This is a genomic window from Psychrobacillus sp. INOP01, from assembly GCF_018140925.1.
Lineage (GTDB): Bacteria > Bacillota > Bacilli > Bacillales_A > Planococcaceae > Psychrobacillus.
Genome location: NZ_CP073315.1, coordinates 4,197,886 through 4,224,301, shown reverse-complemented (window position 1 = coordinate 4,224,301; position 26,416 = coordinate 4,197,886). Strand labels below are relative to the sequence as shown.

Here is a 26,416-nt window from a genome sequence, read left to right as displayed (position 1 = left end):
TTTCTACACCTTATTAATTGTTTAATTCATATATTACTTATTCAATACGATTGCTACATAACCCTTCTTATTAAACTAACCTGCTGCTTTAGTTAATTAAAAAAGAGTTGCCTAAGCAACCACATGATCTTGAACTAAAGCACCCGTTACCTGAATAAGGCTAGAACTATTACATTTCGTAAAAGTTATCCCTTTCTACTTTGCATACTCTTAGTGCGAAGTTTTTGTACCATTCATTTTTACCTCTATCCTGTGCAACTTGATGTACTGAATGTTCCTTCCAGCTCTTTATCGCATCTAAGGAATCCCAATATGAAACTGTAATTCCTAACCCTTCATCTCTTGCACTTTCTATACCTAAGAATCCCTTCTGCTGACAAGCTAACTCCACCATTTTTTCCGACATTTTTCCATAACCTTTGTCACCTTCAGTTCGTTTTGAACAAAATATAACCGCATAGTAAGGTGGTTGAGGAGTTTTAGCAATTCCGCTCAATTTTAATTCCCCCAATATATGTTTAATTTTCAAAAATTCCTAATGTAAAATTTAAACACAATTTCAGGTTTCCTTATTCAACTTACCTGCTGAGTAAGTTAGTTCAGGAAGAAAAAATACTTTTCCCCTTCTTGAAGTAAAGCACCCGTTAGTATAAGGTTTGCACCTGTATCTCGGTAAAAAATATTAAACTAAGAAATTTGATTTAAGCAGTGAAATCAACAATATTTTCAACCACTTCTATTTTCCCGTCAATTAAGAGTTCAGGAAGCTCGTGTTTCCCATTACAATTCCAATACTCTCTAGCTTGTTCAATTTTTTTAGAGAATGGAACTCCATCTTCCTTTGGTAAAAGGTTTCCATCCCCCTCAAAAGAATTTCCAATTACTCGAAGTTTAACAATCTGCAAAACCTTCCGATTATATGATTCAAATAATTCTTTCCATTTCAATGCGTTTTCATAGTTTTTTGTAGCGTATAAACAAGACATTATTGAAGGGTATTCTGGATATTCTTGTAGTCTGACCATTTCTACTATCACTTCTCTGATAGCTCTTATTGTTTGGTCTGCATACTTAATAGCTACATCGGCATTTTCTTTATTCAAGTACAAGCCATCGTTGGAATAATGTTCATGTAAAATCCGAAAAAAGTCTTCTCCTTTAGAATTTAATTGTTCACTTTCAAGAAAGAAGCTATATAAGGTATTTCTCTGGTTCTTGTCAAAGCTTATTATTTGACCTAGACTCATTTTTTTCCTAGTAACAATGTGATAAACATACAGCTCATTCTCTTTCATAGTCTATCTCCTATCTGTACTCACAAAAATAATTCGTACCAAAACAAAGGGTACCTTGTTAAACTAACCTGCTGCGTTAGTCAAAAAACACCCTATGTCTTTAATTCTATTAAGTTGGCAATAATCCTTTTAATATTACTGTTTTAGGGGGAATGGAATTGTTACTGTCAAAAGTATGGGCTTCGTTTTGAAGCTAATCAGCGAATAGAGGGCTTTTCGCCACAAACGTTGAAGACTTACTGGATACAAATCAACTGAAGGAATATCTCTCTATATCCGGAATGCATTTAAAACCGGCCAATCTTGCACACCGAATCCGCTTTATGAAATCATTTTTTCGTTCGTCCCATGAAGAAGGCTACCTGTGTAAGAATCCATCGTCCAAAATGAAAGAACTCAAAGTAGATAAGCGGATACCCAAGTATTTAACCGAACGGGAGATTGAACAACTTCGTGAATCCTGTCATTCCCCAATGGAAAAAGCGATTTTGAATTCATGATTTCTACTGGTTGTCGAACCGGAGAAATAGTTACGTTAGAAAAGAACCATATTAATTGATCCAATCAATCCGCGATCGTTAGAGGAAAAGGTGATAAGGAAAGAGAAGTTTATTTTAATACACGTTCTGACATATGGCTTAAACGCTATATAGAAAGCCGTAATGACCATAATTCAGCAATCTTTGTAACAGCAAGACAGCCGCATAAAGTGAGTGTCACCCAAATGCGATACATCATCATTTAAATGTAAAAGGAGCAACGTCTTTAAACACGTTGCTCTACTTTACTAAAGCACCCGTTAGTTGAATAAGGTCACCAAATTAATTATGTTAAACTTTGCCGACGATTGCATAAAGAAATCCAATAAATAAAGCACCTAATGAAATGGAAAGTAATGAGATATACTTCATAAACCATTTTTCTTTCTTAGTTAATTGTACATCAATTTTCATCAGATCCTTCTCAAAGGATAATATTAGATATAAAAATTTCTTTAATCACTCTCCTCATACATGGCCCTAAAATTGAAAACGAGCACTCATCCTTGTTCTTAATCAATTTTCACTGGTTGAATCATTTCAAACAAAAATGAAGTATTATTTAAATAGTTTCTTATGTACGCTTGGGCGTACTTTTGCTCATCAATTAAACCGGTTGTTTCTCTTGGATCTGATGCATGATGGCAGTAATTCTCGATCATGAACATGATGAAGAAACATTCTATATCTCGAACATAGTTTCCTTCTAGTTTTCTAACACTCTCGTATCCTTGGATAAACATCCTTCGATGCTTCGGAGTAAGTTCTAATAATGTACCTGCAATATCGTACAGATAATACCCGTAACCACACCTTCCGAAATCAATCGGATAGGGTTGGTCGTCCTTAAAAACGATATTTCCGGTATGTAAATCCGCATGAATAAGCCCATAGTTATCGTTGTTCCATGGAATTACAGCGAGTGTAGATAAGACTTTCTCGGCTGCTGCTTGATATGTTCTCCATCCCTTACCTGATAAAAAACATGCATAATGGCGTTCCAACTTAGTCATTTCACGTTTAAAACTTTCTGCCCCCCAAATAGGTCGAACAAAACCGGTTGGAGGGGCAAAACTTGTTGCTACTTCATGAAGTCTCCCCATCAATACTCCCATATTATATACACAGTTATCCGTATATTTCCCATTGCCATGCTCCCCCTCAATCCAACGCATCATGGTGACACATGGTCGACGATAGCCATCTTCTGTATCTATTTCTAATACATAAGAGCCATCAATACTTACAATACCTTCTGGAACAGTCAGATAATCCGATTCGTTCAATGCCTGAAGCAAGATAAGTTCTGAACGGATTTCCTCTTTACTCAATATGTCCGAATGGATACGAAGTAAAAAGCTTTCGTTTGACCCTGTTTTTATTTTGTACGTAATCGTATCGGATAATTGAATGAACTGAATGCTCTCCCATTCTATGTCATACTGCAGTAAAGATATTATAGCAACTTTCCTCGCCCTTATTAACAAAGTTCGCCTATTTTCATCAGTATCAAATTGAAAAAAATTAAGCATATCCTGACCTCCTAAACTGTATTAAGTATCATCCTTTGTACTTATATATGTAATTATAATAAAAGCAATCCAGTGAAAATATATAATGAACAATTATAAATTATACTTTACACAAAAAAGTCACATCAGATTTAATCCAATGTGACATTACAAACTATTTTTTTGAGTAAACTATTTTTTTAATACTATCGCGAGAAAGAAAGAATCGATCTGAAAGTTGATCTATCTTTATGCCGGTAGAAAATTGTTGACGGATCTCATGATTTCTATCGTTCAAATAAGTTTTACTCCCAGAGTTTTCACCCCATTTCTTCCGTGATCCCTTAGAAATAGGGATGTAAACCATTTCTCCATTAACATACTTCTGTATTTCAATCAGTAATTCTACTGGAAAGATGCTTTCTGCATTTACATATTTCATGTTAGCTTCGCTCCTTAAAATAGATGAAATTTTTAAGGTAGCAAAGTTATTACTATAAACAATAATTACTTTTCAGGCGGAAACCAATTTCTAGCTCTATACAAACAACCACCTTGTTCACAGTATAAACTTTGCATAGAGCAAATCTTTAAACTTCTCATTTTTCTTGTCATAGTGAACCTCCCCCTTTACGTAATACAACCACAGTTACGTTCCTATTAATAATTTCGATACGGACTTTCCGATATCCTTCGAAGTGTTAGACTAAATCCACGTCAATAAGCTAAACTCAATTATATGTTCTAAAGTAAGTTACTCAACAATCTGGCCAGATTGTTGAAAACAATTTAAACAACACTGTTCAACTAACCTGATGCATCAGTTCAATAAGAAAAAGCTACCAAAGCTACCCATACAGGCAGCCACTTGCTTAACTAAGCACCGTTAAATATTCAAAGCATAATAAATGAAAAGCAATCTCTGACCATTCAATTCGAATTCTTCACTACTAGTACTTATTCTCTCAAATCCATTTTTCTCTAAAACTCTTTGGGATGCTATGTTATTGGTTGTTGTTTTGGCTTTGATCTGTTTTACGTCTTCGTTAGTTACTGTTTCTACTAATATTTTCAATGCTTTATTAGCAATTCCTTTACCAGTATGTGCTTGCCCTACCCTATAACCGAGATAACCGATTTTATCAGATTTATCAATATCCACTAAATTTATTCTTCCTAGAATTGAGCTATCTTTATCTTTAATTAAATAGAAATATGAACCTCCTTTAACTTGTTCTTCAAGTAAAGTTTCATGTCTTTTTATAAAAGTCTCAGGGTTATAGTATTCATCTCCACGCGTCGGAACCATTTCCTCAAAAAAAGTTCTGTTTTCAAGTTCAAATTTAAACAAATCTTCTGCATCTGTAACATGTAATTTTTCAATAAATATATGCATTTGTACAAACCACCATTCAATTTTAATCGATTTCTTCTTCAACTAAACTGCACCGTTAGTTCAATAAGAAAAAGAGTTGCCTAAGCAACCCCTGTTCTTTTACTAAAGCACTCGCCAGGTCAATTAGCCTCCTCAATCTTTTCTTTAACTTCCGAATATATATAATGGACCTTATCAAAAATAAATACTTCTTTTTCCTTAAAAAAACCAATCTTTTCTGCCACACGAATTGATGGAACATTGTTAGGGTCAATAATACTTATTAGCTTATTTAAACCCAATTTATTAAACCCATACTCCTTGCACGCTTTGGCTGCTTCAGATGCAAAGCCCATTGACCAATATTTTTTGTTTATGTGGTAACCTATCTCAACTTCAAAATTGTCATTAACTTTTTGTTTAACAAGACCACAATTACCTATAAATTCATTTGTATCCTTCAAACAAACAGCCCATAATCCATAACCATCATTCTTGTATCTATCTTGATTTCGATTAATCCAGTCTTTTGTTTGTTGAAAACTAAAAGGTGCAGGGTAAAACTTCATTGTTTCTGTGTCAGAAAAAATACTATGCAAAGGAATAATATCCTCAACTTTATACTGTCTTAAAAGCAACCTCTGCGTTTCAAGAACAAACATTTCTCATCACCCTTCCTTTGTTGTAATCCCTAGTTTTAACAATTACAGTTTGGATATTGATTAGATAGCTTATCCAATTAAACTGCTTCGTTAGTTCAATAAGAAACAAGAGCTGACTATGCAACCAATTATCTTCAATTAGAGCGCCCGTTAGTTCAATAAAAAACAAAGGAGATATGTATTTCGAGTATCAATTTTTCTATATTCCCCTTCTTATATCAAAGTAGTCTGTAGTAAAGAATCTACTATCAAATGATGCCTCTTGTTTACTAAAGCACCCGTTAGTTGAATAAGGTTTTGTCACTCTATAGATTAACATTGTACTAATCCTAAAAAAGAGGCATCATTGTTAAATGATGCCTCTTTTTTAAATAATTCAGGGAATTCTTTTTACAAATCTCCAAAAGTATAATTCTTCTGTTACTTTATACATTTCCGCCCCTGATTTTTCTAAAACCCTATGTGATGGAATATTATCTTTATCAGTATCAGCAATAACGTACATAACATCGGACTGATTTAACAACCAGTTTTTCAAATTAATAATAGTTTCCGTCATATAGCCATTTCCTTGATATTCAAGGAGAGTATAGTAACCTATTACTACTTCACCATTTTCATTTGGAAGACCTTTTAACATTATTCCACCAACACTACAGTTTTTATCTTTCGACACGATTAACCAATTTGTATACCAAATATAATTTTCCTCATCACCTAACAATTTTGAAAGTCTTATTTCCATAGCTTGTTTAAGTTCTGGACTAAGAAAACTATCTGAGTCAATTAAAGATAACCTTTGTTCCATTTTCTTTGGATTATCAATTAGTAATCTTAGATTTTCTGCCCTCAGTGGAATTAATCTTAATCTTTCTGTGTCTAGTTCAACCATCATTACACTCCTATCATAATTTTGTACGTCATTTTATAGACAAAAACAAATTTTAAAATAGGTATATGTTATTGGCAACTTCTCCCATTACATTTAATCCAAAATACAGGAGGCATCACACTTTGCAATCCAATATTAAATGGTTACTAAAGTTTATCATTCCAGAAATTTCATGTAAACTATCTCAGTAGATTAACCCAACAAATTGAATAAAATACTCGATATTATATATAAAAATTAAACCTAATATTAGAAAAATAAGTGTAGTAACATATTGCTTGGAATATTCAGGTACTTCCATCCCAAATAGACTGAAAACGCAATAATTATATCCATAACGGTTTTTGGTATTTCAACAATGTCTTTCCAAATTTTCTCGTTTTCTATTTAGTTAAATGTGGTTAACTCTTCTGAAACAGAATTTAAAAAGTCTTTCTCAAACATAATATAGTATTTACCATCTATATTTTCCGATTTCATTCCATCACTTAAAGATAATGATTTTATAGAATTTATTTGCATTTTATTCTCTAACAAATGATCAATTGATATATTGGCATCTATTTTAGTAGTAAGTTCTTTTAATTGTGTTTGTGGGATTTCGTTTTTTGTTTTATTAATAACAGCATTAATGAGGTTTAATAGGTCTTCTTCATCCAAAATTCTTCCTACTGTAGCATCCATCATTAATGCCACAACCTCTTCTCCATTTAAACGATTCGTTCCCTTTTTGAATTCAAATGACGCTCTAGATATACCTCTTACTTGAATATCTTCTTGCAAGTCGTAATCTATACCATTCACTGAATCAATCACCTTTGAAAAGGTTTCTAGATCCATAACAGCATAATAATCAATTGTTAAATCAAATAGCTTAGAAACCGTTGTTCTTACACTTTCAGCTCCTCCCGAACCGTAATCATAAGCAAATGTCAATTTATCATATGAAGTAGTTCCATCATTCTTATCCAATATCGGAGCATAAGTATCACGGGGGATAGATAGAACTTTCATCATCTTTTTATCTTTACTATGAGTAAGTAAAAGGTTAAAGGGAATTCTATTATTCTCATCTTTCACCGTAAATAGAGTGGTTAATATCTCGTCTTCTTGAAATACTGATTCACTTGTATTACTTTTATTTTCGTTATTAATGTTTCCAGGAAGAATCGATGGAATAAACAAAAATATACACAAGCCTACCACTAATAATGAAACTGTAAGTGGAGCGAATTTTTTTGAAGAAGAAACAAGAGATTTTTTTTGTGTATTATTATTCTCCATTTTATTAATTTGTTCAAACACTTCATTACGGTCTTCTTTCGTGAATCTTAATTCTTGATCAGACATATTATTAAATTTATCTTTTATTCGTTTATCGTCCATTAAATTCTGCCTCCTTTATCATCAACTCTAATCTTTGTTTTGCTCTTCTTAATCGAGTTTTCACTGTATTAACTGGAATATCCAAAACTTTGGCAATTTCCTCTGTCTTTAATGAATCATAGTAGTATAGATAAACCACTTCCCGATACACTTTTGGAAGAGAAAAGATAGTATCTTTAATTTCTTCATTATTGTATTTATCGATAACTGTTTTTTCTGTTGATGGTAATATTGACTTTGCCGTTTCATTTATAAAACTTCTTACCTGTACCATTTTGTAGTTCCAACTTTTTAAATAATCTTTACATTCGTTAATTGTTATACGATAGAGCCATGTTTTTATTTGTGCGTCAAATCGAAACGAATCAAGGTTTTTGTAGCATTTTATAAACGTATTTTGAACCATATCCTTAGCAATTTCGGTATCTTTCACATAAGAAAATGCCAATCGTACCAACTCATTTCCATATTCAATCATCATTTTTTCTAATATGAAATCTTTTTCATCTCTATCCAATCTACTACCCTCCCTTTCAACCTACTTCAAATTCTGCTATTAGACGATTATCAAATCATAATAGGTTCAATTTTAAAAAATATTAATTATCAAACATACAATGATGCTCTTTTTTATGGGCGTCAATTGATTTTCATTATATTTTCACATATAAAAAAGCATCATTTAAGATGCTCTACTTTGCAAATCTTCGATATCATTGCCATAACCAAGTTTTAAGTTTATTAATGACAATTTTTTATACGCTACATATATGTAATTCTATATTAATCATTCTATAAGTATTAAACACCGTACTAAAAATTATTTATACAACAATTTCTTATTCCACTAACCTGCACCGTTAGTTTAAGTGTAACATTTCACACAGTATCACCGAAATATACTTGATGTTTTATACCTAAAAATAGAGCATCGAAATGAAGTCATGTTTAACTAAAGCACCCTTTATATTAATAAGAGAAATTAGTTTTGTAGCAAGTCTTATATTGGGCTTTAATTAACAAACTTTGATTGCCAAGTTAGCTGTAAATAACTAATTATCGAGTTGAACCTGAAAAGTCAATCTGTTTACTATTTAACTTCTTTACCCATTCACTATCGTTCCAAATATTAGGATTATCAATTGTTAGATTTTCTCCGCGCACCATGAAATCATAACTATCTTTTGCACCAGTATACCAATCAACAATGATTAACTTGCCGTTTACATTACGCACGAGAAATTCAGTGGCTTCACCATAACTACCTACTGTCTTTTTAATTTCCGCAGGTAATTCTAAATAGAGAAAACCTCCATCCACATCATCAGTATACTCCACTTCCCAAGCGCTAATCTCGATATTTTGCACCATATCATTAAATTTTCCATACACGTCATATTGGGATTGAATTTTCTTTTGTGTATACTCTTTAAGGCTTTCGTTATCGATAAATGTATCCAATTCAATATCCGAGCCGTTCCAGACCGCTTTATAATAGTCAGTCAGCGCTCTCACACACATTTCATAAGCCGTTTCAGAATCCTGAATAGATAGTTCCCCTTCATTATTAGCTACATATTTGGGGGAATCCTGTAATACATTCTCTTCCGTGCTGGGGGTAATTTCTGTGCTTATATCACTATCTGTGCTGCTATCTACCGAGACTACAGGCGTATTTTGAGTTGTACTTTCATCAATATCACCGGTAGTATTATAAACTTTTTTATCATTATCACTACAGCCAACTAATATTAATACCAGCATAAATGTAAAAATAGAAAATTCGATATTTTTATTGATACTGTTCACCCCTTTATTATATTAGTCACCATTTCATAAAAAAAGTTACAACTCACCGAACTAATAATTGAAAATTCTTATAATTATAGTTATAATAACTGTAATATATTTGAAAGGATGATGAATGGACGATGAACAAATAATTCTATTTTACACGTAAAATGTATTCGCATTTTCACTTAAAATAGGATTAGTCTGCCCATTTATTATACCTAATTTAGCCCTTTACAGGCTTATTTGATAATGAATTCTAATCCTTCTGAATTTTTTCAGAAGGTTTTTATTTGTTTATGCGTATGCATTTCAAAGCAAACGATTGGAATGATAGTATGCAAAATAAATATAAAATCATCTCCAATAGCTTTGGCAATAAATAAAGTTGGAGGAGATCTTATAATGCCAATAGAAATAATAAATCTGAATTTCGGATTTGATGCTCTTGATCAACCGATATTTCAACAAGTCAATTTAAATATAGATACAAAATGGCGGCTTGGTTTAATCGGACGAAATGGTCGTGGTAAAACAACACTATTAAACTTACTTATGCAAAACTATCCATATGTCGGAGAAATCATTTGTGATGTAGATTTTGTTTATTTTCCTCAATATATACCAAACAAGGAAAACTTAACGTACTATGCGATTGACGAAATTATACCAGTAGAATTGTGGAAGCTTGAGCGAGAGTGTCAATTACTATCGTTAGATAAAGATATTTTATGGCGACCATTTGAACAATTATCTGGTGGTGAGCAAACGAAGGTATTATTAGCTGCACTATTTTGTGAAGAATCCAGGTATCCCTTATTAGACGAACCAACGAATCATTTAGACATCGAAGCGAGAAAAATCGTATCTGAATATTTGAAGAAGAAGAAAGGTTATATTGTTGTAAGTCATGATAGAAATTTTGTCGATGAAGTTGTAGACCACATTTTAGTTATTGAAAAAAACCAATTATCAATCTATAAGGGACATTTTTCTACTTATGAGAAACAAAAAGAAATGCGAGATCAATATGAATTCGCCCAAAACAAATCTATCAAAGCAGAGATAGAACGGTTGAAAAAAACTTCAAAAGAAAAAGCTGATTGGGCAATTCACAAAGAGAAAACATCTGGAAATGATGCGTTTGCAAATGCACAAGCTGCTCGTATGATGAAAAGGTCCAAAGCTATCGAAAAGCGCACGATAACCAAAATTGAAGAAAAGACAAAGCTCTTAAAAAATATTGAAACGATTAGCGCTTTAACAGCGAACAGTATATCCAGCCATCGAAATCCCGTTCTTCGTGTTCAAAACTTTACATTAAGTTATGGTGAAAAGCCGCTATTTCATCCCATTACATTTGATATTAATCAGGGAGATCAAGTAGCTCTTGTTGGACAAAATGGCAGTGGTAAAACATCCATTTTAAATTATATAATCCAGCAACAGTTTGCAGGCACAATTATGGGGGAGATGGTAATACCTCAAGGACTCTCCAAAAGCATCATTCGTCAAAATCATGATGACAATACCGGCTTGTTAAAGGATTTCGCTCATGACCATAATATTAACTACACACTATTTCTCAATAACCTTCGAATATTAGGCGTTGAACGTGATGTATTTAATGTTCCGGTTGAATGTATGAGTAACGGTCAAAAGAAAAAGGTGGAGTTTGCGAAATCTTTAGGAATATTAGCTGAGTTTTATATTTGGGATGAGCCATTAAATTATTTGGATGTCTTTAACCAAACGCAAATTGAAACGATGATATTGGAATATAAACCTACACTTTTATTTGTAGAACACGATCTAACGTTTCTCTCTAATATTGCTTCAAAAACCGTAGAAATCATTTCGTATTGAATTTTATAGTTTATAAATTTTTTATAAAAACTTAAATAACTTTACTTTAGTAGTCCACTGTCAGTACATGTGATAGTGGACTCTATTATTTATATTCAATTAGAAGTAGGTAGATTATTTTTATAGACTTTATCATGCTCAGCCTTTACGCCACCAAATAATAACAGGTATGAGAAATAAGGCTAAAAGTCCACCACTCAAAGATAATGTAGTATAACTTGTATTAGCTACTACCATTCCTGAAAGAGCTCCGCCAGAGGCTCCTGCTAATGCAATAAAAACATCAAGTGTTCCTTGAGTTTTAGCACGTTTTGAAGGATCTGTAGAGTCAACTATTTGAGCAGTACCACTGATTAAGCCAAAGTTCCATCCTAATCCAAGTAAAGAAAGTGCAATTACTAAAAGAATCATTGAATCGCTTGGTGCGAATGCTGCTAATAATCCAGCGAATAACAATGTAATGCCCGAGGCTATGCTCATAGCTGTTGTACCCACTTTATCTACAAGGACGCCTGTGATAAGTGAGGGAAGATACATTGCCCCAATGTGAAAACCAATAACAATTCCAACTTCGGCTAAACCATGACCGTGTTGTGTCATATGTACCGGTGTCATAGTCATAATTGCCACCATTACAATTTGGGTAAGAACCATAACCATGGCACCGACCATTAAACCTCTATTATTTTTTGCTTTATCATTAGACTCCGTTTTATTTACACACTCATATTCTTGTTTATAGGCTGCTATCCTGTTTGCAATATCTAATGGGTCGGGACGTAACATAATTAAAAGTACAAGTCCCGCTAAGATAAATGCAGTAGCTGATAATATGAATGGACCTGCAAGTGACGGAACACCAATGAAACTAGCAAATTCACCCATAACTTCTACTAGATTTGGCCCTGCAACGGCACCGAATGTTGTCATAACCATCGTAGTACTAATAGCAGTTGCTCGTTGTTTTTTGTTTGCTAGATCAGTTCCTGCATAACGAGCTTGTAAATTTGTCGCAGTCCCTGCCCCATAAATCAGTAGGGAAGCAAATAATAAAATTACACTACTCATCATGGCAGCAATCACCACTCCAATCGCACCGAGTCCACCTACAATAAAACCTGTTGATAAACCTGTACGGCGTCCATATCGTTGTGAAAGTCTCCCTACAATTAAAGCAGCTCCTGCAGAACCTAAAGTAAATAAAGCTGCCGGCACTCCTGCATAAGCATCAGTCCCCAGCATTTGTTGAGCCAATAGGGCACCTACTGTAACTCCTGCAGCAAGCCCTGCACCTCCGAAGATTTGTGATAGACTTACAACAAACAACACACGTCTATATAAGCTCTTTAGTTTTTCTGGTGAATCTATATAACTCTCAATGGAATCTCGTGCTTTATCAGACACTTATAAACACCTTCTTCTATTTATTTGCTTATTTCTATTATAAAAAGTAACTATTCTTTCAGCCCATTCAACAACCTTCACAAATCATTCATTGGGAATTATCATGTGGGTGGTACTTGCATGTAGATTAAATGGTGCAGGTCGCAGTCTTTCTCCGACTTCAAGCAGTTTCAAAGGTACGACTTCAGTTATGCTATCTTCAAAAATTGAAGAGCTTTATACTTAATTTTTTCAAACCCTATTTTTACGATAATTAGAAGAACCATTTTGAAAGTTTCATTCTACGAAATTAGTATGCACAAATGAAAACCACGTATTTTGTATTTAAGTACCCCTCCCCAACTTATGTATATTCTTCATCCTTATTAAACTAACCTGCTGCATTACGTTAAGTGTAACATTTCACACTGAGTCACCGAAATCTACTTTGTGTTATACGTAAAAATAGACCATCGAATTGATGGTCATGTTTGAATACTGCCTATTATTTTAGTTAATTTTACTTTTCAACTATCGTTTATTCTTTAATCCCAACAGTTGAAAATTACTTCGCCGATTGAACGGGGTTGCCAATAGGCAGCCTGTCTCAACTCAACTTCATCTAAATCATGTTCCTTTTTGGAGAATGGCAAATTTAATACCTTTTTTGTGAGGACAGTATAATATTCTTTGAAGCCTCTCGTTAATGTTGGTAAATCCGTAAACTCAATCACAACGTCTTCCCATTTTTTAGCAAAAGCAAGATATGGATAGTATTCATTTAAAAGAATATAAAATAACTCTTCATTTATACGAATTTGAACTTTAAAGTAATTATGTGGATAGAGAGGCCCCTCCCATTTAAGAATTTCTCCTTTAGCCTCTCTCAATACTTCATAACAAATTTTTTTAAATTGTTGTCCGTCTATCACTTCCTCAATATCATCAATAAATCCTGTAATACCTTTAGGAAGTCTCAATAAAATCACCTCTCTAACTAATTTTTCTTCCTCAATTATAGCCTAAGCTTTTTCCACTAAACTGCCGCGTTAGTTTAAGTGTAACATTTCACAATAGATCACCAATATCAAATTGATGTTTTGGACATAAAAATAGACCATCGAAAAGATGGTCATGTTTAACTAATGCACCCGTTACTTTAAGTATATTTTTCACAAACTGATTAAAAGAGTCGTTTCACTATAAGAAAAACGACTCTTTTGGATAAAGCTTTTCAACATTGTATGAAGGTAAACACTTTTAAACTATATCGGAATCCAATTTTTCTTCCTTCACTTTGTTACGTTTTAAAGTAGAAGCAATTATGACAATCATACTTACCACTCCTATCCAAACAAGCACAGAAAGTGAAGTGTTCCAAGTTAACCCTTCACCAAAGAAGAATAAATTTCGTAAACCTTCTATCATAAACCGCATTGGCAACCATGAATAAATCCAATGCCTATAAAATGGAGACATCATTTCAGGTGCCATTGCTAGTAAAGGCCAATCTGCTTCATTAGTGCAATAAGAATAAAGAATCGCTTAATCAACCTATGATCTTTTACTCAAGCACCCGTTAGTTTAATAAGGTCCAAATTCAATTGCACTTTTAATATATAACTACTAAATTAATGTTTGGTATAATTGTTATAAAATTTCATATTTTAATCTAAGTCTAAATATGAATGAAAGAGGTAGAAGTATGGATCAATGGATAAATGTTCAAACTCTTATTTGGTTGTTTCCTATTTTTTTTATTTTTCATGACTTCGAAGAAATTATTATGGTAGAAAGTTGGCTAAATAAGAATAGACATGAAGTTTATAAAAGATTACCCCAAAAATTAGCTGATCGAGTAGTTAAACAATTTTCTATGTCCACTGCACAATTTGCTTTTGCAGTATTAATTATATTTTTATTTGTTAGCAGTTCTACATTTATGGCTAACCAATACTTAACTCACGGAGCATTTGCTAATATCTATCTTTTTACAGCAGTAACATTAACTTTTTTCATCCATGCATTTACCCATATTGGACAAGCAATATTTTTCCGTTCCATAACTCCAGGAGCGATAACATCGTTAATAATCATACTTCCATACAGTTTAGTGTTATATAAAGCTTTATTAGTAAATGAAGTCATAACGTGGAAGATTATTATTATAAGTCTACCTTTTGGTTTTCTAATAATTCCCCTTGTTTTATTTGCTCATTGGTTAGGGAAAAGAGTTATATAAAATATATTATAAAGTAAATTAATTCTCAAAAGTCACTTGATAGTGGCTTTTTAATTTAGAAAATTAGACCATCTAGTTGATGTTCATATTTAATTAAAGCACCCGTTAGTCTGACTCCAACGACCACGGTGTATCATAGACTGTCGCACTCAATACGAGTAGCACTCATGGGAGATTAATCCTATTATCAAAAGTACTTTTAAATGTAAAAGGAGCAACGTCTAAAAGACGTTGCTCTACTACGTGTGTAATTATGTTTGTTTTTTAAAAAAGAAAATCATTGCCATTCTTGTCTTGGATAATTAGCTCATATTTCTGATTCTCAGTCTTTGTTTTTATTTCTTCGCTATCTAGGAATTCTATTATTCCTTTTCGGATTTTAGTCACCGTCTCTTTATCTTTTACATCCGATGATTTCATGTTCGTCATGATGGTAATAGACACTTTTACAGGCTTGAAGGAATATCTAATGTCAGCTACCCGGTACTCTTTTTTTAGGTATAACTCATCTTCAATGCTCCTCATGATTGGCATCCACTGAAGCCTAATTTCTTCTTCCGTAACGTCTCGAGTTATTATCTGTACCTGTTTCGGTGTATCGTTTGCTTTTAAAAGTTCAATCGCGGCCTTGTAAATTACTACTTTCTTAGCTTCATCTGCTATCGGGATGTACACTTCGACTACAGGGCTATATGCGTTAACATTCATTATCGGGAATCCTGCTTCCTGCAAGTCCGACATCAACTTCTCGCCTAGTTCCTCTCTATTTTTATCTATCTCTTTTTGCGCGGGAGGTACCTCATTCGTGTCAGAAACCTTTAACTCGTAGTTATCATACCCTCTTTTTTCCAAAATTTCAGTCAAAATATTTAAGACTTTGTCCTCTTCTTGATTGACGTATTCTTCCGTTCCCTTCAGCCCTATGTCAAAGTGTGGCTTCTGTTCCCAGATGCCCATACCGATACCTGCTGTTTTATACCCTTCCTTCTCCAACGTTTCCGTAATTACTTCAAGTATCGGTTTATGGAATACTTGTCCTAGATACGGGATTTTTGATACTACCTCCGCCATAGTTGGATTCAGGAATGCAGAACCAGTTAGGACGACAAGACTGATAACCGCTGCAACGACAAACTGGGATTTCTTCCAAACTGTTTTTCTTTCTGGCGATTTTTCAAAATCCGCTCTTTTTTCCGACTCTTCCTTAATGTTTTTGGCAAATTCGTACATGGAAGATGGTACCTGGATTTTTTCCATCTCTTCTTTGATTTCTTTTTTCAACGATTCATCGATTCTCATTGTGAATTCACCCCTATAAACTGATTTTCAATCAATCTTTTTTTCAGAGCGTTCCTTGCTCTGCGAAGATGGGATTTGACCGTCGAATTTTTCAGTCCAAGCAAATCTGAGATTTCTTGAATTGCTTGCTCTTGGTAATAGTAGAGGATAAGGACGTTCTGGTAGTCGCTGTTATCAAGGGATGATATGCCCTTTTTAATCTCGTTTTCTTTTTCCTCTTTTAACACGCTTTCTATAACGCCATGTTTGTCTGTCACCACGTCAATTTCAAGCGGTGATTCCTTCAGACGCTCATTCTTTCTCCAAGCATCGATTGAGCGATGGGTGACCAATTTATAAAACCAGGTGTTGAAATAGGTGATATCCTTTCCACTCATGATGTTCCGATATGCCTCAATCAACGCATTTTGGACAACCTCTTCTGCCTGTTCCTTCGATTTTAAAATACTAAAACTGGTCCTGTATCCCTTTTCAATCAAGGGGTTGACTAGTTGAGCAAAAGCTTCGTCCTCGCCGTTCCGAATCCGTGTCATCAATGTTCTCTGTTCCATGAGGAAAACCCCCTTTTTTGTTTCTACCTTTTAGGCGACGGTGAGGCTGTTTAGGATGCACAATTCGAAAAAAAAAATAGTAAAGAAATTGAATGGAATTCCAAATCTAGTAAGATTTAATTAAAGACAGTTTTTTTGTACCTATTTTCCAGAAAACTCAGATTAATTATTACTGAAGGCTTCGGTTAATAAAAATAAATAACCCAGTTCAATGAACTCGGCTATTCCTTGTATTTATTTCAATGCTTATTGAACAAAATGCTTAGTAAATTAAGATATACATTGTATCCTGGAAACTTCGAAATTTACTCGATGTTTTGGACGTAAAAATAGACCATCGAAAATGATGGTCATGTTTAATTAAAGCACCCGTTAGCTGAAGATGCTTATTTATTATTCTTTAGTAATGAATAGACATAGGTATCATATGCTATACCATTTTGATACATATATTTCTTCAATACTCCCTCTTTTTGAAAGCCGATTTTAGTTAATAACTTATTAGATGCATCATTGTCAATAAATACAACGGCACCTATTCGAGTTAAATCCATAACATCAAAGCCATATGAAAGCACTTTAGATACTGCTTCAAAAGTGTATCCTTTTCTCCAATGCTCTGGATGAATTTCGTAGCCTATTTCTGCTCTTTTATGTTTAGGAGACCAAGCATTAAAGCCAATTGTTCCAATAATACCTTTGGTTCCTATTCTTTCAATTCCCCACCGTATGCCTCTTTTTTCATTGTAGTTTTTTGAAAAAAAATCAACGAATTTCTCTGCTTGTTCTATATTATCTAATGTTTCTTGTCCATAATAACGTGTTACATTCTCGTTAGAAAAACAAGCAAAAATACCTTCCGCATCCTCTTTTGTTAGTTCTCTTAATATTAGTCTTTCTGTATCTAATATTGGAAACATTTAATCTCTCCCTCTCATTAATTCAATAATTAACTATTCCTTTTAAACGGTAAAAATAACTTTATAATGGAGTTCCCTTTTCAGCTAACCTGCTGCGTTAGTTTAAGTGTAACATTTCACAATGGATCACCGAAATCCACTTGATGTTTTAGTAAAATTGACCATTGAAATGATGGTCTTGGTTCACTTAAGCACCCATTAGTGCAACAACCTATTCGTGGAAAATTATAATTAAAGTGATATTAATTTATAAAAGGTTTTATATTTAATAAACCCATATCAACTGATGTCTCTATATAACCAACTATCTGATCAAACGTAAAAACATTAAGTTTTTCATTTATAACTTCCTTATCATATTCCATTTCGCCTAATACGTATGGAACTAAATTTTCAACATCTTCAGACTTAACCTCTTCCAAATCTATTATTGTAGGAAAATTACTAAGCGAGTTTCTCAATTCATCGGTAAAACTATAGTATTCTAATAATTTTCCATTTAATAATCGGAAATCATTATGGTATTGATTAAGTATTTCTTTATTATCTTCCATTCTGTTTTTCAACCAAGGAAGATAAAAACCTTTTAGCCATATATCATCAGCGATTAAATGTATAAAATATCCCAATATATAATTACTTTTTATTCGCGAACTATATTTATACAAAAAACCTTTATAATCAACACTTCTTGAATAATCTTGTACATCACCTTTAAAGAAATGTGAAAAGTCTTTAGTTGAAACAGCATCTGGTGCAATGCCTCCGAGTAAAAATGACGTTCTATCTTCTATCAATAGACTCTCTGCTATTCTATTAGCAATAACCAAGTGCATTATTCTTGAACCCAAAGTTTAGTCACCCTTTAAGTATTATGTATTATTTAACAAGTCTTTCATAACTATAATATATCTCTATTCTATAAAATTATGAGAATTCCTTCTTCAACTAAACTGCTGCGTTTGTTGAAGTTTAACATTTTACATTGTATCGTCGAAATGATCTTGATGTTTTGAACGTAAAAAAGACCATCGAAATGATGGTCTTGTCTACCTAAAGCACCCGTTATCACTAACACCAAATTCCCGACCATCAATTGTATAAAATTAATATCATAATCTTCAACTAAACTCCTGTGTTACTTGAATAAGAATAAAAGTTCTACTTTTACTAAAGTAAAGCACCTCCTAGTCCAACAAACTGTATACTTGCACAATATTTTGTATAGAAGTGGCTAATTCTCCTATTTTTTATACAGAAGTTTCAATACAATTTTTGTAAACTCCTCATATGAAGAAAAATTACTACGCTGGTTATACCACTTTCGAATTGTTTCTACTAACCAAAACGGAACAGAATTCCCATCTATTAAATGATAGTATTGCTCATATCCTTTTTTTAGATGTTCCCACCGAAAATCATTACCTGGAAGTGTGTATTCAGAGACATCAATTATTTTTGCTCTTCCGTTTTGTAGTAAAATATTTTTCAAATGAATATCACGTGCGTTAAGACCCTTATTGCGAACAAATTCTCTTGCATCCTCCACATCATTTACCACCTGTTCTGGAATATGAATACCTTGTAGAATGCAGTCAAAGAGAGTTTTTCCTTCCTCGTAACTTAAAACGAGGTATTCGTCGTATGAAGCAAAACATGTTGGAAAGAAAGGTGAATTTCCTAATATTCGATAAACATTTGCTTCAACTTTTACTTTGTTTACTTTGTCCTTGGCATATAATTTAAATGCATAAGTTGGGGCGAAAAGAGACTGAAAAACGGCCGCATCTGTCCCGACTCCTATACACTTCAAATCATCAGCGTCACCACTTATGGTTACAGGCTCGTTATTTGGATTTGAAAAAACTTTAATTTTAGAAAGAGAACCAATAGCTTTGTCCCAATCGTGTTCCATATAATCTATCCCTTCATTAGCGCTGAAGAAAACTACATTATCCAATTACTTTAATAGAGTTTCTATATCGCTCTTAACAAAATTCAGATGATGTTCTATATGACTTCACTACCATTTTTTAATTTACCCACCAAATTGCTTGTTCAACCAACCTGTTGAGTTCAATAAAAAAAAAGCTTTACAACTACTTCGACTCAAGGACCAGTTAGTAAAAATTAGCTAAATAGAACAATCCACTCCCATATATTCTTTTAGAACTTTGTTTTCATTATCTTCAAATTGGGATCTGGATAAATCAGAATCCTCAAGTCTCTTCTGTAGGGTAGAATTAATATTGCCGCACCTCTACAACACCATTAATTGCTACGAAAGCATTTATGTCAATTGTCTTAATGAGTGTTCTAAGTTCAGGTTCTTCCAACCTGTTAATAACACAGAAAACTATTTCAACACGTTCATTGGTTTGTCCGCCTTCACCTACTACATATGTAACACCTCGACCTAAACTTGTTTGAATAGCGACACCAATTTCTCGCGAATTTTTACTAATAATCATAATATTCTTAGATTCGTCAAAACCAGCTTGTACCATGTCTATTACCTTCGTAGCTATAAAATAAGCTATAGCCGAACATAAAGCACCCCTTAGACCATAAGTTAACATTGCAAATGAGAATATTAACACATTAATACTCATAATAACTTCCCCAACCGATAATGGGAATTTCTTTGCAATTAGAATAGCTAAAATTTCGGTACCATCTAAAGCACCACCTTTTCGTAAAACAATACCAACCCCTAAACCAATCATGATACCTCCTAATACTGCAACTAACATGGTATCTCCTGAAATAATAGTTGGAATGTGGTGCAATAAGGTAGTAGCAATTGACAATACTGTGATACCAATTACAGAACTAAATGCGAATGACTTTCCAAGTTCCTTATATCCAATAAATATGAATGGAATATTTAGAACGAATAGGAATAGACTTAACGAGAATCCTGTTAAATGAGACAACAGGATAGATATACCAGTAATACCACCATCAATTATATTGTTTGGAATCAGGACCGCTTCTAAACCAATAGCTGTAATTAGTGCTCCCAACATTATAAACAAAACACGATTAATTCTTTCAAACATACTGATAGTCTGACCCTTTTCGACTTCCAATGTTGGTCATCTCCTTTTATTGCTCGCTATTGATCACCATAGACTGACATTTATATTTCAATTGAGTTTAGTAATATTGTTTTACATTTTCTTATATTCTTTCAAATCTACTTTAATATAACGGTATGAAAATTAAATAAACATAGAACTCATAGAATATTTCAAGAAAATAAGGAAGAAATAATTTTCACTATTCACACTTACTAATCATATATTTACTTAAAGCATTCCATTCCATTTTGTTTTATACAAATATATATATATGTTGTGTGAATGACCTGTTATGCTTTTTTCTCCTACTTATGAAATGTAAATCAAATAACTAACAAATATCTATACAACGAGAAAACCTGAGGGAATGGAACAAGTAAACAACTTCAGTAATAGTTAAACAAAGCTAATATGTCTTTAGAGAGAAGGATGAAACTTTTGATTTGCTATCAAATGTTTTATTTAATCCGTTATTCAATACTTACTGTCCAGAATTTAACGTAAAAAGAATATGACCAGTTAAGAAAATTATGTATGTACAAATTGAAAACATAGGAGTATTATTACTCTCAGTTTCATATTTCTAAATCGCTTAATCCATTTGGAACGGGGGACCCATTTAATCGTGGCATCTCAGCCGCTTGGGGTGAATCCTACAATTGTAGGTAAGGATACTCTTTTATCCTTAACCCGACAGCTAACTCCGTAAGCGTTATGAGGGAGGAATTTGAACTAGTGAGAATGATAAAAGTCCACTAGGCTATTTTTCGATGCCTTGTGGACTTTTTTGTTGTTACTTCACATAAATTTCATAGTAAAAAAACAGATTTAATAAAAATAAATAATGTTTTTATTTGTAAGAAGATTTTTTAGAATCCCTTTAGCTTTATGAAAATAGTGTAATATAACGAAGGCTTCAACTTACTTAAAGGTACATTATTTCTAATAAATTGGTGCCATAATATTCTTCCTAATCAGTCGATTTGACTAATCAAGGCCAAAACAATTTACCCTAGTGATGTAGCGGTATTAAGAGTTCCTTACCAATTTTAAGAAGTCGTTTTATTTATAAAGTGAATAAAACGATTTTAAATTTTTTAGGAGGAAGTGTAATTATGTTTGTAACTAAAAAGAAAAAAAAATCAATTTCACCACCTGTAATTATTGCAGGGAGTTTCTTGATATTAATAATTGTAGGGACATTTTGTTTAAAACTTCCATTTGCAACTACGGTACCTATATCATGGACAGATGCATTATTTGTCGCTACATCGGCAACTACAGTGACAGGACTCAGCGTTTTTGATCCAGGTACAACGTTGACAGTATTTGGGGAAGTTATATTAATGATTCTTATTCAATGCGGCGGGATTGGTTTAATGACATTCGCCGTAGCAACACTTATACTCCTAAGGAAGAAAATAGGTTTACAAAACCGTATCTATTTGCAAGAGTCACTCAATCAAAACTCAATAGGTGGCATCATAAAGTTAGTAAAGCTAATTTTATCTTTTGTTCTATCGGTCCAACTCTTTGCAGTGCTAATTATGACTTTACATTGGATACCCTCATTTGGATTTAAGGATGGGCTATATTTAAGTATATTTCATGTTATTTCAGCATTTAATAACGCGGGTTTTGCATTATTCCCAGATAACTTAATCAGCTTCGCAAATGATCCAATCGTAATTATAGTATTATCTGCGCTATTTATCCTTGGCGGAATCGGTTTTACCGTTATAGTTGATGTTCAGCAGAAAAAGTCATTCAAACAATGGTCACTTCATACGAAAATGATGATCATCGGGACAATTGTTATTAATGGTATAGCCATAGTTGTAGTTTTCTTACTTGAATATGGGAATATAGCAACAATTGGTAATATGCCTTTGTCTGATAAAATCCTTGTTTCCTACTTTCAGGGAGTAACCCCTCGTACCGCAGGATTTAATACAATAAATTATGGTGATATGGAGGATTCTACTATATTTTTCACAATGATATTAATGTTTATTGGGGCTGGGAGTGCATCTACTGCATCGGGAATTAAGCTAACCACTTTTATGGTTATAATTCTAGCCACATTCTCCTTCTTACGACAACGTAAGGAACCAGAGTTGTTGGGCCGGTCTATTCGTATAGATACAGTAATACGATCTTTAGCGATTGCAACAATTGCATTATTTATTGTTCTTTCATTTATCTTTATATTAACAATCACTGAAAATATTCCGTTCCTCCCACTAGCATTTGAAGTGGTATCAGCTTTTGGAACCGTTGGATTGTCCATGGGAATCACAGCCCAAATAAGCGATATAGGTGAAGTATTACTTTGCATAGTAATGTTTGTTGGACGAATTGGTCCTTTAACTTTGTTTTTCATACTTATGAAGCCAAAAAATGTTCATTATCGTTACCCATACGACCAGGTGTTTACTGGATAAGCAGCAAAGTTTCCCACTAATTGTTACTTGTATTAACAATAAAAGAACGTATTATAATTATACATTTCAGAATTTCTAGAGAAGAAATGAAAAGGCTGTCTTTTGACAGCCTCGTACTGCTAAAGAACCTATTAGTTGAATAACTGTTTTACCTTAAAGTTCTTTTCCAGTAATTATTTTATATAAAATTTCTGAGTCCTTTATTGGCAGTTTAATATATTTTGACTGACCCATAGCAATTATCTCTAGTCTATCTCTATATGGAGTAACCCAGATTTGGTAGTTAATCGAATTCATGCTAAAACGATATTCAGCAGGATGCGCCATATCCAATCTAATATTTTCATCCCATTCAGCGTTTTCAATTATTTCGGTAGCAGCCTTTATTTCATCAGATTTAACAACTTCTTTTAAACTTTTATACGTTCTCTAACTGTAAAAGTTTTTTCTTCAATTTGTTCTGTTTGTGGTGACTCTGCTAGTATTTCTTTTGGTGGTTCTATTGTTTCTTCTTGATTACAGCCAACCAAGCTCATTCCTATCCAAAATAGTATAAACAAGTGTTTCTTCATAGTTTAAACTCCTTTGTTGTTAAACTAAACTGCACCGTTAGTTTAATAAGCGCTATGAAAGCGCCAGCTAGTTGGAATGGAGTAGTTTTAATTTCATTTATCGAACAGGAGTTCCTGTTATGAAAATCTTTTTAAACTCTGAATTATAATATCAGACCTATCTAAGTGAACGTCATGGTCACTTCCTTCTGCAATTACTAACTCTCCTCTGTTAGACAACAGAGATAATTCTATCTGTAACTCCCGCCAAGCCTCTTCATATAAAACTGCTTCTTCCACAGGTATGTCATGTTCAACAAAAGACTTTACTGATACTTCTTTATCTCTGGCGATTACTATTAGTGGAATGTTAGGGAAATCGCCCAATTCTATTATGCTTTCGCTACTTATTCCCCAGTTTTCAAATTCTTTAGCAATTGTCTTAAAAAAGAGGGGATTTGTAATCAATTCCTCATAATCTCTTGCTTCGTTGTAAGGTAAAATATTCTCGTATTCAACAATCATATTGTTGAATTTACGATTCAGCTCCTCTTTTGATTTTTTAGAGTTCTCCATATTATTGTCTACCATCTTATCTATTGAAATTAGGGAACTCATTACAGGTATATCCAGATTGTATAACTTGTTAAAGTTATATGAAGTAGAATCTATAAGGATTAGTCCCTTTATTTTGTTAGGGTACATTTTTGAGAACTGCTGTACACACAAGCCTCCAAAAGAATGACCAATTAGAACAAATTTTTCAGTGATACCTATTCTTTTAACAAGTTCATAAAGTTCCTCAGCAATATTTTTAGTTGTTCGAAGTTCTTTTGAAACTGGACTATTCCCGTATCCAGCCCTATGGTACATAACAATCGTAAAGTCTTCTTTAATCTCTTGTATAAAAGGATACCAGTTATAAAACGAACCACCTATTCCTGTTTCTAGGATAAGTATAGTCTTCCCACTGCCAACTACCTTATATTCTAACTCTATATTTTTCAAAAAATCCCTCCTTTTTAATGAATCCTGATTTATTCCTTCTTCAACTAACCTGGTGCAATAGTTCAATAAGAAAAAGGCTTTACTACTTCTTGAAGTAAAGCACCTGTTAGTTAAACATCAAATTATATCTATCTACTTATATTTTTTGACATGCCAATGGTAAATTTCTTGAACCCAAAGGTTTCATAATATGGTTCCAAACTTTCGACACACATTAGTTGAGGAATTACCCGATTTTGCTCGCAATGTTGAATAATTCGATTCACCATTTCTTTGCCTATTCCTTCGGACTGATAGCTTGGTAGAACACATAATCCACAAACTACTCCAGTAATTACACCATCTGAAATAACACGTCCCATACCCACTAATTGTTTTTCATCAAATGCGTAAATGGCGAACCAACTTTGATTGCACATTCGTTCCAAATCATTACTCGTTAATTCAAGTGAATTCCATCCTAAAGATTCATATAAGGTTAGTAATTGTTCAAAGTTATTAGGGGGTTTTGTTGTATAATTGATAAATTTCGCCATATAATTACCTCCTGATTTTTGTATATTTTAGTTCTACATCGACACATTATATATATTTTTTCTTATTCAGATAAACTGCTGCGTTAAAGAAAAAGCGACTGTTCTTATTGAACAATCACTTAAGTAAGACTTTTATTTCTTCTTTTTTGTAAGTGCCCTAGCGAATAAAACCCATAGTATGATGGCACACACAGTAAAATTAGCTAAGAAAAATAGCAATATACAAACAACAATTCTTGTAGCAACCAATAGATTAGCTATACTCTGCAACTCAGTCTATTCTTTCTTATCAACATTTACTTTACCTACAGTCCACACTTATTTTAACATAAATATCCAGTTTTAGTGAAACTGATTTAATCAGATGTATGCTAGGTGCCACAATACATTTTACGATAAATTAACTTTTCCCTTTAAAAGAGCCAATAATTTTTGACAAAGCATGTTCACTTCTTTATATTAGTTTAATAGACCGGTTGGTATAATTTATGAGGTGATTTAAAAGTGTCCACAAAAAATAATTCTAAAGATGTTCTAATCGAAACTGCATCCCGACTTTTTCGGTTAAGAGGCTACTATGGTGTTGGACTTAAAGACATTATAGAGGAAAGTGGAATTCCAAAAGGCTCTCTTTATCATTACTTTCCAAAAGGTAAGGAGCAGTTAGCAATTGCAGCAATTAATCATACAAAAGATATTGTAATAAACGAAATCCAACAGTTGTTTGATAAAATTCAAGATCCTATCCAAGCATTTCAAACACATCTGGAACATTTATCCGAAATCATTATAAAAAGTGATAACATAGGCTTCCCTATTGGTACAATCGCGGGAGAAACACATTCCACAAGTGAGCCTATCCGAATGGCTTGCCAACTAGCTTTTGAAGAATGGCAGGCTATTTATAGGATGAAATTACTTCAATCCGGATATGACAAAAAACAAGCAACGGACCTGGGTATTACTGTAAATTTAATGATAGAAGGTGCTATTCTATTATCTTTAACAAATAAAAGTATTAGACCGCTTGAAGTTGCTAAAATGCAAATAACATTATTATTGAGGAAAGAAATTTAAATTTA

At 33.1% G+C, this 26,416-nt stretch carries 26 protein-coding genes, 1 pseudogene and 1 riboswitch; of the genes and pseudogenes, 4 read left to right on the top strand and 23 right to left on the bottom strand.

What is annotated here, in order from left to right; all coding sequences use genetic code 11:
• Window positions 1-169: 169 nt before the first annotated feature.
• From KD050_RS20730 to KD050_RS20685, 11 genes are all read right to left on the bottom strand, one after another.
• Window positions 170-496 (bottom strand): antibiotic biosynthesis monooxygenase family protein, encoded by a 327-nt coding sequence (locus KD050_RS20730; protein WP_211894172.1) that lies wholly within the window; start codon window positions 494-496, stop codon window positions 170-172.
• Window positions 497-701: 205 nt separating this feature from the next.
• Complete coding sequence (locus KD050_RS20725; RefSeq protein WP_211894171.1) at window positions 702-1,295, bottom strand: DUF2441 domain-containing protein; 594 nt, start codon at window positions 1,293-1,295, stop codon at window positions 702-704.
• Window positions 1,296-2,125: 830 nt separating this feature from the next.
• On the bottom strand, window positions 2,126-2,248 hold the full coding sequence (locus tag KD050_RS21430) for a hypothetical protein (protein ID WP_255553345.1): 123 nt from the start codon (window positions 2,246-2,248) through the stop codon (window positions 2,126-2,128).
• Between the two features lie 98 nt (window positions 2,249-2,346).
• On the bottom strand, window positions 2,347-3,366 hold the full coding sequence (locus KD050_RS20720; RefSeq protein ID WP_211894170.1) for a phosphotransferase enzyme family protein: 1,020 nt from the start codon (window positions 3,364-3,366) through the stop codon (window positions 2,347-2,349).
• Window positions 3,367-3,520: 154 nt separating this feature from the next.
• Complete coding sequence (locus tag KD050_RS20715) at window positions 3,521-3,787, bottom strand: CD3324 family protein (RefSeq protein WP_211894169.1); 267 nt, start codon at window positions 3,785-3,787, stop codon at window positions 3,521-3,523.
• A gap of 444 nt (window positions 3,788-4,231) precedes the next feature.
• Window positions 4,232-4,741, bottom strand: a complete 510-nt coding sequence (locus tag KD050_RS20710; RefSeq protein ID WP_211894168.1) for a GNAT family N-acetyltransferase — start codon at window positions 4,739-4,741, stop codon at window positions 4,232-4,234.
• 119 nt (window positions 4,742-4,860) lie between these two features.
• Window positions 4,861-5,382, bottom strand: coding sequence for a GNAT family N-acetyltransferase (locus KD050_RS20705; RefSeq protein WP_211894167.1), 522 nt, complete (start codon window positions 5,380-5,382; stop codon window positions 4,861-4,863).
• 376 nt (window positions 5,383-5,758) lie between these two features.
• Window positions 5,759-6,274, bottom strand: coding sequence for a GNAT family N-acetyltransferase (locus KD050_RS20700; RefSeq protein WP_211894166.1), 516 nt, complete (start codon window positions 6,272-6,274; stop codon window positions 5,759-5,761).
• 387 nt (window positions 6,275-6,661) lie between these two features.
• Complete coding sequence (locus KD050_RS20695; RefSeq protein ID WP_211894165.1) at window positions 6,662-7,660, bottom strand: LCP family protein; 999 nt, start codon at window positions 7,658-7,660, stop codon at window positions 6,662-6,664.
• Window positions 7,650-8,177: a sigma-70 family RNA polymerase sigma factor gene (locus KD050_RS20690; protein ID WP_211894164.1), complete on the bottom strand. Its 528-nt coding sequence runs from the start codon at window positions 8,175-8,177 to the stop codon at window positions 7,650-7,652. The genes KD050_RS20695 and KD050_RS20690 overlap by 11 nt, the downstream gene beginning before the upstream one ends.
• A 539-nt stretch (window positions 8,178-8,716) precedes the next feature.
• On the bottom strand, window positions 8,717-9,469 hold the full coding sequence (locus KD050_RS20685; RefSeq protein WP_235753869.1) for a hypothetical protein: 753 nt from the start codon (window positions 9,467-9,469) through the stop codon (window positions 8,717-8,719).
• Between the two features lie 384 nt (window positions 9,470-9,853).
• On the opposite strand from KD050_RS20685, the gene abc-f reads away from it, so the two are divergent.
• Entirely contained in the window at window positions 9,854-11,317 is a 1,464-nt protein-coding gene (abc-f, locus tag KD050_RS20680) for a ribosomal protection-like ABC-F family protein (RefSeq protein WP_211896385.1), read from the top strand.
• Between the two features lie 138 nt (window positions 11,318-11,455).
• Here abc-f and KD050_RS20675 read toward each other — a convergent pair whose 3' ends face one another.
• From KD050_RS20675 to KD050_RS20665, 3 genes and pseudogenes are all read right to left on the bottom strand, one after another.
• Window positions 11,456-12,721 (bottom strand): MFS transporter, encoded by a 1,266-nt coding sequence (locus KD050_RS20675; RefSeq protein WP_211894163.1) that lies wholly within the window; start codon window positions 12,719-12,721, stop codon window positions 11,456-11,458.
• Window positions 12,722-13,245: 524 nt separating this feature from the next.
• Window positions 13,246-13,680 carry a hypothetical protein gene (locus KD050_RS20670; RefSeq protein ID WP_211894162.1) on the bottom strand — a complete coding sequence of 145 codons (435 nt, stop codon included), beginning with the start codon at window positions 13,678-13,680 and terminating at the stop codon, window positions 13,246-13,248.
• A 280-nt stretch (window positions 13,681-13,960) separates the two neighbouring features.
• Window positions 13,961-14,206: pseudogene (locus KD050_RS20665) on the bottom strand (phage infection protein); the annotation flags it as partial.
• Between the two features lie 199 nt (window positions 14,207-14,405).
• Here KD050_RS20665 and KD050_RS20660 point away from each other — a divergent pair.
• A complete protein-coding gene (locus KD050_RS20660) occupies window positions 14,406-14,942 on the top strand; it encodes an HXXEE domain-containing protein (RefSeq protein ID WP_211894161.1) in 537 nt (178 codons plus the stop codon).
• Between the two features lie 264 nt (window positions 14,943-15,206).
• On the opposite strand, the gene KD050_RS20655 is transcribed toward KD050_RS20660, so the two are convergent.
• The 6 genes from KD050_RS20655 to KD050_RS20630 form a co-directional block, all read right to left on the bottom strand.
• Window positions 15,207-16,241 carry a DUF4030 domain-containing protein gene (locus tag KD050_RS20655; RefSeq protein WP_211894160.1) on the bottom strand — a complete coding sequence of 345 codons (1,035 nt, stop codon included), beginning with the start codon at window positions 16,239-16,241 and terminating at the stop codon, window positions 15,207-15,209.
• Window positions 16,238-16,792: an RNA polymerase sigma factor gene (locus tag KD050_RS20650; RefSeq protein WP_211894159.1), complete on the bottom strand. Its 555-nt coding sequence runs from the start codon at window positions 16,790-16,792 to the stop codon at window positions 16,238-16,240. The genes KD050_RS20655 and KD050_RS20650 overlap by 4 nt, the downstream gene beginning before the upstream one ends.
• A gap of 386 nt (window positions 16,793-17,178) precedes the next feature.
• Window positions 17,179-17,712 carry a GNAT family N-acetyltransferase gene (locus tag KD050_RS20645; protein ID WP_211894158.1) on the bottom strand — a complete coding sequence of 178 codons (534 nt, stop codon included), beginning with the start codon at window positions 17,710-17,712 and terminating at the stop codon, window positions 17,179-17,181.
• 242 nt (window positions 17,713-17,954) lie between these two features.
• A complete protein-coding gene (locus KD050_RS20640; RefSeq protein ID WP_211894157.1) occupies window positions 17,955-18,563 on the bottom strand; it encodes a zinc dependent phospholipase C family protein in 609 nt (202 codons plus the stop codon).
• A gap of 392 nt (window positions 18,564-18,955) precedes the next feature.
• Window positions 18,956-19,627 (bottom strand): serine/threonine protein kinase, encoded by a 672-nt coding sequence (locus tag KD050_RS20635; protein WP_211894156.1) that lies wholly within the window; start codon window positions 19,625-19,627, stop codon window positions 18,956-18,958.
• A 328-nt stretch (window positions 19,628-19,955) separates the two neighbouring features.
• Window positions 19,956-20,804: a YitT family protein gene (locus KD050_RS20630; RefSeq protein WP_235753868.1), complete on the bottom strand. Its 849-nt coding sequence runs from the start codon at window positions 20,802-20,804 to the stop codon at window positions 19,956-19,958.
• A gap of 570 nt (window positions 20,805-21,374) precedes the next feature.
• Window positions 21,375-21,523, top strand: a riboswitch (cyclic di-AMP (ydaO/yuaA leader).
• A gap of 387 nt (window positions 21,524-21,910) precedes the next feature.
• On the opposite strand from KD050_RS20630, the gene KD050_RS20625 reads away from it, so the two are divergent.
• Entirely contained in the window at window positions 21,911-23,239 is a 1,329-nt protein-coding gene (locus KD050_RS20625) for a TrkH family potassium uptake protein (protein ID WP_211894155.1), read from the top strand.
• Between the two features lie 410 nt (window positions 23,240-23,649).
• Here KD050_RS20625 and KD050_RS20620 read toward each other — a convergent pair whose 3' ends face one another.
• The 3 genes from KD050_RS20620 to KD050_RS20610 all read right to left on the bottom strand — a co-directional run bounded on the left by KD050_RS20620 (window position 23,650) and on the right by KD050_RS20610 (window position 25,334).
• On the bottom strand, window positions 23,650-23,811 hold the full coding sequence (locus KD050_RS20620) for a hypothetical protein (protein ID WP_211894154.1): 162 nt from the start codon (window positions 23,809-23,811) through the stop codon (window positions 23,650-23,652).
• 117 nt (window positions 23,812-23,928) lie between these two features.
• Entirely contained in the window at window positions 23,929-24,798 is an 870-nt protein-coding gene (locus KD050_RS20615) for an alpha/beta hydrolase (RefSeq protein WP_211894153.1), read from the bottom strand.
• Window positions 24,799-24,926: 128 nt separating this feature from the next.
• Window positions 24,927-25,334: a GNAT family N-acetyltransferase gene (locus KD050_RS20610; protein WP_211894152.1), complete on the bottom strand. Its 408-nt coding sequence runs from the start codon at window positions 25,332-25,334 to the stop codon at window positions 24,927-24,929.
• Between the two features lie 504 nt (window positions 25,335-25,838).
• On the opposite strand from KD050_RS20610, the gene KD050_RS20605 reads away from it, so the two are divergent.
• Complete coding sequence (locus KD050_RS20605; RefSeq protein ID WP_211894151.1) at window positions 25,839-26,411, top strand: TetR/AcrR family transcriptional regulator; 573 nt, start codon at window positions 25,839-25,841, stop codon at window positions 26,409-26,411.
• Window positions 26,412-26,416 lie beyond the last annotated feature (5 nt).

Coding starts and splice junctions, on each gene's coding strand:
- KD050_RS20725 (WP_211894171.1), bottom strand. CDS start 1,295: ATGAAAGAGAATGAGCTGTATGTTTATCACATTGTTACTAGGAAAAAA.
- KD050_RS20720 (WP_211894170.1), bottom strand. CDS start 3,366: ATGCTTAATTTTTTTCAATTTGATACTGATGAAAATAGGCGAACTTTG.
- KD050_RS20635 (WP_211894156.1), bottom strand. CDS start 19,627: ATGGAACACGATTGGGACAAAGCTATTGGTTCTCTTTCTAAAATTAAA.
- KD050_RS20700 (WP_211894166.1), bottom strand. CDS start 6,274: ATGGTTGAACTAGACACAGAAAGATTAAGATTAATTCCACTGAGGGCA.
- KD050_RS20620 (WP_211894154.1), bottom strand. CDS start 23,811: ATGAAGAAACACTTGTTTATACTATTTTGGATAGGAATGAGCTTGGTT.
- KD050_RS20695 (WP_211894165.1), bottom strand. CDS start 7,660: ATGGACGATAAACGAATAAAAGATAAATTTAATAATATGTCTGATCAA.
- KD050_RS20645 (WP_211894158.1), bottom strand. CDS start 17,712: ATGTTTCCAATATTAGATACAGAAAGACTAATATTAAGAGAACTAACA.
- KD050_RS21430 (WP_255553345.1), bottom strand. CDS start 2,248: ATGAAAATTGATGTACAATTAACTAAGAAAGAAAAATGGTTTATGAAG.
- KD050_RS20610 (WP_211894152.1), bottom strand. CDS start 25,334: ATGGCGAAATTTATCAATTATACAACAAAACCCCCTAATAACTTTGAA.
- KD050_RS20660 (WP_211894161.1), top strand. CDS start 14,406: ATGGATCAATGGATAAATGTTCAAACTCTTATTTGGTTGTTTCCTATT.
- KD050_RS20705 (WP_211894167.1), bottom strand. CDS start 5,382: ATGTTTGTTCTTGAAACGCAGAGGTTGCTTTTAAGACAGTATAAAGTT.
- KD050_RS20625 (WP_211894155.1), top strand. CDS start 21,911: ATGTTTGTAACTAAAAAGAAAAAAAAATCAATTTCACCACCTGTAATT.
- KD050_RS20655 (WP_211894160.1), bottom strand. CDS start 16,241: ATGAGAATCGATGAATCGTTGAAAAAAGAAATCAAAGAAGAGATGGAA.
- KD050_RS20710 (WP_211894168.1), bottom strand. CDS start 4,741: ATGCATATATTTATTGAAAAATTACATGTTACAGATGCAGAAGATTTG.
- KD050_RS20650 (WP_211894159.1), bottom strand. CDS start 16,792: ATGGAACAGAGAACATTGATGACACGGATTCGGAACGGCGAGGACGAA.
- KD050_RS20715 (WP_211894169.1), bottom strand. CDS start 3,787: ATGAAATATGTAAATGCAGAAAGCATCTTTCCAGTAGAATTACTGATT.